Annotated in this window: 6 protein-coding genes; 1 reads left to right on the top strand and 5 read right to left on the bottom strand. The window is 64.9% G+C overall.

What is annotated here, in order from left to right; all coding sequences use genetic code 11:
* From WCB02_RS04530 to lipA, 3 genes are all read right to left on the bottom strand, one after another.
* Positions 1-822 (bottom strand): aminotransferase class I/II-fold pyridoxal phosphate-dependent enzyme (locus tag WCB02_RS04530; protein ID WP_423956642.1); only part of this gene is annotated, 822 nt, incomplete at its 3' end.
* Positions 823-1,206: 384 nt separating this feature from the next.
* Positions 1,207-1,677, bottom strand: a complete 471-nt coding sequence (locus WCB02_RS04525; RefSeq protein WP_423956641.1) for a type II toxin-antitoxin system RatA family toxin — start codon at positions 1,675-1,677, stop codon at positions 1,207-1,209.
* Between the two features lie 9 nt (positions 1,678-1,686).
* Positions 1,687-2,646, bottom strand: coding sequence for a lipoyl synthase (lipA, locus tag WCB02_RS04520; RefSeq protein WP_423956640.1), 960 nt, complete (start codon positions 2,644-2,646; stop codon positions 1,687-1,689).
* Positions 2,647-2,780: 134 nt separating this feature from the next.
* Between lipA and WCB02_RS04515 the strand changes: the two genes are divergently transcribed.
* Positions 2,781-3,401, top strand: coding sequence for a DNA-3-methyladenine glycosylase (locus tag WCB02_RS04515; protein ID WP_423956639.1), 621 nt, complete (start codon positions 2,781-2,783; stop codon positions 3,399-3,401).
* A gap of 16 nt (positions 3,402-3,417) precedes the next feature.
* Here the strand turns inward: WCB02_RS04515 and WCB02_RS04510 are convergent, their stop codons facing one another.
* Positions 3,418-6,285, bottom strand: coding sequence for a valine--tRNA ligase (locus WCB02_RS04510; protein WP_423956638.1), 2,868 nt, complete (start codon positions 6,283-6,285; stop codon positions 3,418-3,420).
* 289 nt (positions 6,286-6,574) lie between these two features.
* The gene (locus WCB02_RS04505; RefSeq protein WP_423956643.1) at positions 6,575-7,306 is read right to left on the bottom strand and encodes a PopZ family protein; all 732 of its coding nucleotides are present in this window, start codon (positions 7,304-7,306) and stop codon (positions 6,575-6,577) included.
* Between the last annotated feature and the right edge of the window lie 23 nt (positions 7,307-7,329).

The raw sequence follows: 7,329 nt of genomic DNA, 5'->3' as shown, positions 1-7,329 counted from the left end.
GGTCAGGACAAGCGCGGCGCGCGTGACGGCCGCAATCAGCGGCGACGGCGCGGTCGCAAAGATGAACGGCCGCGCGCGGTTGATCAGGAAATCGCGGACGACGCGCGGCGCGAGGACAAAGCCGCCGGCAGTGCCGAGCGCCTTGCCGCAGGTGTGCAGGGTAATGACGTTGGAACGTCCCTCGAACCTGGCAGCGAGGCCCCGGCCCTGCGGCCCCACGACGCCGGTGGCATGCGCTTCATCGATCACCATGATGGCATCGTGACGGTCCGCCACCGCCATCAGATCGGCAAGATCCGGGCTGTCGCCATCCATGCTGTAGACGCTCTCGACAGCGAGCCACGCCTGGCCGCGCCCTCCGGCGCCGCGCCATTGCCGCAGCCGTGCATCGAACACATCCGCATCATTGTGCGACGCGCTGGCCACCTCGGCGCGGCCGCGGCGCAGCCCCTCATGGACGCTGGCATGGATCAGTTCGTCGTGGATCACGATGTCGCCGCGCTGCGGGAGCGTCGAGAACATCGCGAAATTGGCGGTATAGCCGGCGCCGAAATAGAGCGCGGTCTCCGCGCCGAAATAGCTAGCAGCCTCCGCCTCCAGCGCTTCGTGCTCGGGATGATTGCCGCGCAACAGGCGCGACCCACCCGCTCCCATCGGCACGCCGCGCCCGATCGCGTCGGCGGCGGCCTGCCGCAGCTCCGCGGACTCCGCGAGCCCCAGATAGTCATTTGACGTGAAGTCGATTCCGGCACGTCGGCGAAGCGATCTCAGCCGCCCACGATTCTCGAGATCACGAAGATCCGCCTGAATCGTCTCATACATGCCCGACGCCCTCGCGTTGCACAGCAGCACGGAACCGGTTGTCCCGTACCTCAGCCTTCGCTTCCCATCTTTGCCGTCGCAGGGCAACGCTCTTTTCTTGGAGCCAAATTCTCGGGATCGAGTCTTGGAGCCAGCCGCGCTGATCGGCGAGTTACGGGAGCTCTCGATGCCGATCAATCGCGGCGCGTTTGGCCCGCGGCCAATGGTCTGCCAGATAGTCGACGGCCATCTTCGGAACGATCAGGCCGACGATCCAGAAGCCGCCACCTTGGATTCCGTATGGTGGCAGCGCCCACTTCTCCGGAAGCACGAAAGACCGACTCTGCCGCAGGCGGCCAGCCGATGACAGGCCCAGACCGACGTCGCGCGCCTTCCGCGCTTCACTTATGCTAGCCGGCTGCCCGGCTTGCCGTAGATCACGTCGGCCCGTTTCTCGAATGCCGAGGAAAACCGCGCGAACGCGGTATCGAACATCGCGCCCATCAGCATCGCGAGCATCCGGCTCTTGAATTCATAGGAGAGGAAGAAGCTGACATCGCAGGCCTCCTCGCCCTTCGGCTCAAAGGTCCAGCGGTTTTCCAGATTGGAGAACGGCCCGCGCAGATACTCGACGTGAATCTTCAGGTTCGCCCGATCCAGCGTCACCTTGGTGGTGAGGGTTTCGCGCACCAGCTTGAACGACACGGTCATCTCGCAGATCACGATCTCGGTGCCGTCCTCCTTCGGCGTGCGCTGGGTGACGCGTATCGACTCGCAGAACGGCACGAATTGCGGATAGTGGTCGACGTCGGCCACCAGATCGAACATCCTGGGTGCGCTGTGGGGAACGCGACGCTTGCTGGAAAATCTCGGCATGTGCAAATTTCAGCGGGCGATCGCGGCCCGCGCTGCCTTCAGTTTCGCGAAATCGTCACCGGCATGGTGCGAGGAGCGGGTCAGCGGGCTCGCCGACACCATCAAAAATCCCTTGGTATAGGCAACCTTCTCGTAGGAGGCGAACTCATCCGGCGTCACATAGCTCATCACAGCATGATGCTTGAGCGTCGGCTGCAGATACTGGCCGATGGTCAAGAAATCCACCTCCGCCGAGCGCAGATCGTCCATCACCTGCAGGACCTCGTGGCGCTCCTCGCCGAGGCCGACCATGATGCCGGATTTGGTGAACAGCGTCGGATCGATCTCCTTGACCCGCTGCAACAGCCGGATGGAATGGAAATAGCGCGCGCCCGGGCGCACGTTGAGATAACGCGACGGCACGGTTTCCAGGTTGTGGTTGAAGACGTCGGGCTTCGCGGCCACGACCAGTTCGAGCGCGCCTTCCTTGCGCAGGAAATCGGGGGTCAGGATCTCGATGGTCGTCGTCGGGCAGCGCGCGCGGATCGCGCGAATCGTCTGCGCAAAATGCACCGCGCCGCCGTCTGCGAGATCGTCGCGGTCGACCGAGGTGACCACGACATGGGCGAGGCCGAGCTTGAGGGTCGCCTCGGCGACGTGCTCCGGCTCGGACGCATCGAGCGCGCCGGGCATGCCGGTCTTGACGTTGCAGAAGGCGCAGGCGCGGGTGCAGGTGTCACCCATGATCATGAAGGTGGCGTGCTTCTTGTCCCAGCACTCGCCGATGTTCGGGCAGCCCGCCTCCTCGCACACCGTGACCAGGCCGTTCTCCTTGACGATGTTGCGGGTGTCGGCATAACCGCGCGTGGTCGGCGCGCGGACCCGGATCCACGCAGGCTTCGGCGGCGATGGCGCGTCGGGCCGGTTCACCTTTTCCGGGTGGCGCGGGCGCAGCGGCGTGGCGGAGATGGTGTCGATGACGGTGACCATGGCGTATCCAGAAGGGCGATCGTCCTTAGCTAGTCCGTATCGGAGGGGCCTGCAACCCGGCTCGCCGGGCTGACCGGAACGTGGCAGACAGGGGCAGCGTATCCGCCCGTTCCCCGCTCAATCTCAAGCTCGATATGGCCCAAAGCCCAAAGCGCATCGAAGCTACGACCCCTGCCCTCGGCAAACGGTTGAAGCGTGCCTTTTTTGCGCGCAGCGTCCATGAGGTCGCGCCCGACCTGATCGGCACGACCTTGCTGGTCGAGGGGGTCGGCGGGATCATTGTCGAGGTCGAGGCCTACCATCACACCGATCCGGCCGCGCATTCCTTCCGCGGGCCGACGCCGCGCAACCTCGTGATGTTCGGTCCGCCCGGGTTTGTCTATGTCTACCGCTCCTACGGCATCCATTGGTGCGTGAATTTCGTCTGCGAGAAGCAAGGCTCGGCCGCCGCTGTTTTGATTCGTGCGCTGGAGCCGACCCACGGCCTGGCCGCGATGCGCCGTCGCCGCGGCCTCTCGGACCAACGCGCGCTATGTTCGGGACCGGGCAAACTGACCGAGGCGCTCGGGATCACCCACCGCCACAACGGCCTCGCGCTCGACGTCCCGCCGTTCGCGCTCCATGCGCGGACCGGGACATTGGAAATCGTGTCGGGCGTGCGGATCGGCCTCACCAAGGCGGTGGAGCTGCCCTGGCGTTACGGATTGAAGGGTTCGAAATTCCTGAGCAAGCCTTTCGCAAGCCGAATCGGCTGAAGCTGTGCAAGCCGACTCATGAGGCGTGCTTCAGCCGCTCCAGCGCCTCGAGGATCTTCTGCTTGCGCGCCACGGCGGCCTCGCGCTTCTCCTTTTCTTCCTCGACGATCTCGTCCGGCGCATTGGCGAGGAATTTCTCGTTCGTCAGTTTTGCATCGACTCGCTTGATGTCGGCGTCGGCCTTGGTGATTTCCTTGTCGAGCCTGGTCTTTTCGGCGGCGAGATCGATGACGCCTTTGAGCGGCAGGGCGGCGATTTCGCCGCGCACCAGAAGCTGCACCGCGCCTTCCGGCGCGCGTTCGGCGAAGGAGATGTCCGACAGCCGGGCCATCCGCTTGATCACGTCGCTCCAGCGCGGCACGCGTTCCCTGGTCTCGGCAGAGACGCCGGCCAGCACCAGCGCGGTCAGGATCGAAGGCGCAATATTCATCTCGGCCCGCACCGAGCGGATCGCGGTCACGAGATCGACCACCCAGCCGATCTCGGCCTCGGCCGCCTCATCGGCAAAGTTTTCAACATCGAACGCGATGGCGAGCGGCGGCATCAGGGGTTCGTTCACCGCCTGGGCCGACATCATCGCCAGTTGCCCGGCCGTCAGCGCGTCCGCCTTGCGCGACCATGCCGTCAGCGCCAGCAGCGTGTCGCGCCGCGCCGTCACCTCCCACAATTCCTCGGTGATGAACGGCATGAAGGGATGCAGCAGCTTCAGGATCTCGTCGCGAGCCCAGGCGACGGTGGCACGGGTCTCGGTCTTGGCGGCGCTCTCCTCGCCGAGCAGCATCGGCTTGCCAAGCTCCAGGTACCAGTCGCAATAGACGTTCCATACGAAACGATAGAGCACATTCGCCGCGTCGTTGAATCGGTAGGCCTGCAATGCCCCGGTCACGTCGCGCGCCGCGCGCGCCGTCTCATGGGCGATCCAGCGGTTCAGCGTCTCCTTGGCCTGCGCCGGATCGAACCCTTCCGGCATCACGCAATCGTTCATCTCGGCGAAACGGCAGGCGTTCCACAGCTTGGTCGCGAAATTGCGGTTGGTTTCGACATGCTGCGACGACAGCTTGATGTCATGGCCTTGCGCCGCGCCGCGCGCCAGCGCAAAGCGCAACGCATCGGCGCCGTATTCGTCGATCACGCCCAGGGGATCGATGACGTTGCCTTTCGACTTCGACATCTTCGCGCCCTTCTCGTCGCGAACCAGCCGGTGGATGTAGACGGTCGAGAACGGCGCCTCCTTCATGAAGTGAAGGCCCATCATCATCATCCGCGCGACCCAGAAGAAGATGATGTCGAAGCCGGTGACCAGCACGTCGGTCGGGTAATAGCGCTTCACCTCCGGCGTATCGGCGGGCCAGCCCAGGGTCGAGAACGGCCACAGCGCGGAAGAAAACCAGGTGTCGAGCACGTCCTCATCGCGCGTGATGAAGCCCGCACGCTTGTTGCGGTCGAGCGCCATCTCGCGGCCCTGCTCCGCCGTGATGACCTCCTGCTCGACGTAATAGCCAAGCGCGTTGCTGACCGCCTCTTCCTCGGTTTCGGCGACGAACACGCGGCCGTCGGGGCCATACCAGGCCGGGATCTGGTGACCCCACCAGAGCTGGCGGGAGATGCACCAGGGCTGGATATTCTCCATCCACTCGAAATAGGTCTTTTCCCAGTTCTGCGGCACGAACGAGGTGCGGCCGGAGCGCACCGCCGCGATCGCGGGCTGCGCCAGGGTTTTGGCGTCGACATACCATTGGTCGGTGAGATAGGGCTCGATGATGGTGCCGGACCGGTCGCCATGCGGCACCATGTGCGTGTTCGGCTCGATCCGTTCCAGGAAGCCGAAATCCTGCAGCCGCGTCACGATCTGCTTGCGTGCCGCGAAGCGGTCGACGCCATGCATCTCCTTGGCGAACTCATCCGAGCCTTCGGGCAGTCCGCGCAGATAGTCCTCGTTGCCGACGAGCGCGAGACATCCCTCCTGGTCGAGCACGTTGATCTGCGGCAGGCCGTGACGCCTGCCGATCTCGAAATCGTTGAAGTCATGCGCCGGCGTCACCTTCACCGCGCCCGAGCCCTTGTCGGGATCGGAATAGTCGTCCGCCACGATCGGGATCCTGCGCCCGACCAGCGGCAGAATCACCTGCTTGCCGATCAGGTGGCGATAGCGCTCGTCGTCCGGGTGCACGGCGACCGCGGTATCGCCAAGCATGGTTTCGGGCCGCGTGGTGGCGACCACGATGAAGCCCGCGGTATCCTCGGGGTTGAAGCTCTTGCCTTCGAGGGGATAGCGCAGATACCAGAGATGGCCCTTGACCTCGACCTGCTGCACTTCGAGATCGGAAATCGCGGTCAGGAGCTTGGTGTCCCAGTTCACCAGCCGCTTGTCCTTGTAGATCAGCCCGTCGCGATGCAGTTCGACGAACACCTTGACGACCGCGCGCGACAGCCCCTCGTCCATGGTGAAGCGCTCGCGCGACCAGTCGCAGGACGCCCCCAGCCGCCTCAGCTGATTGACGATGACGCCGCCGCTCTCGTCCTTCCATTGCCAGACCCGTTCGATGAATTTGGCGCGCCCCATGTCGCGCCGGCCGGGCTGCTGGCGCTCCATCAATTGCCGCTCGACCACCATCTGGGTCGCGATGCCGGCGTGATCGGTGCCGGGCTGCCACAGCACGTCGCGGCCGCGCATCCGCTCGAAGCGGCAGAGAATGTCCTGCAGCGTGTTGTTGAGCGCATGCCCCATATGCAGCGAGCCCGTCACGTTCGGCGGCGGGATCACGATGGTGAACGGCTCGGCGTCGCGCCGGTCCGGACGCCCGGCCCGGAACGCGCGGGCATCCTCCCAGACCACGGACATGCGGCCTTCGATATCGGCGGGCTGGTAGTTTTTCTCGATCATGGCGGGCAATCGGTGATCTGGAGCCGTCGCGCAATGATGTCACGTTCCGTCATCGCCGCGCTCCGGCCTGTTGTTGGAGCATGATCTTCTCGGAAAACCGCGACCTACCCGCTATCCAGGTGCGAGGCAGGCTTTTTCCGGATCATGCTTTGGCTAGAAAGCCGCCGACGCGTGCCAAGTCAACATCAAGTCGAGGCAAGGGGCACGCCGAATTCGCTAAATAAGGCCGCCAGGGTGGCTGAAAAAGGCGGCTGGTCCCGCGGCGCCGGCAGCATCAAGGCGGCGCGGTCTACCGCCCACGCGATACCCGCTCGATTTCGGCCTTGACGATCCGCTCCACGAGGCCCGGCAGATTGTCATCCAGCCAGGATTTCAGCATCGGCCGCAGCATCTCCTTCACCAGATCTTCCAGCGTCCGGGCGTTGTTGCTGAGGACCGTGTGGGCCAGCGTGTTGAAAGCGGACTCCACGGCTGAAACCGTCGATTGCGACAGGATCGGCGGCGGCGGCGACGCTTCGAAGGACGGCGGGTCGTAGGCAGGCTGCCGACTGATCGCGCGCGAGGCCGGGGATTCGGTGAATTCGACGTCATCCTCCGGTTCGATCTTGTGGAACGCCGGCCGCGGCGGGACAACGGTCGACACCGCCATGTCGTCGGTCAGATCGAACACCTCAACCTCAGGCGGTGGTGGGCGAATCTCTGCGGGAGACGTCGCCTCATCAAGGCCCGACAGCAACGCGTCGATGTCATCCTGATTGTTGCTCGCCACTGGCGCGGGCGGCGGAGGAGGTGGCGCGGGCGGCGGAGGAGGAACCGGCTTCGGCGCAGCGGCCACCGCAACGGGCGGTTTCGGGGGCGGCACCGCGGCGGCGACGGGCTTCTCTGGTTTCGCAGCCGCGGCCGGCGCCGTCGCGGGTTTCTCGGCAACAGGCGGCTTGGCCTCGTCGTCGGCGATGATGCGCCGAATCGACGCCAGAATCTCCTCCATCGAGGGTTCCTGAACCTTCGCAGGCTGCGTCATTTCCGATCCCACCTCATCAACGC

It is taken from the genome of Bradyrhizobium sp. (assembly GCF_049581145.1).
Lineage (GTDB): Bacteria > Pseudomonadota > Alphaproteobacteria > Rhizobiales > Xanthobacteraceae > Bradyrhizobium.
This window is presented reverse-complemented; position numbering and strand designations above follow the sequence as displayed.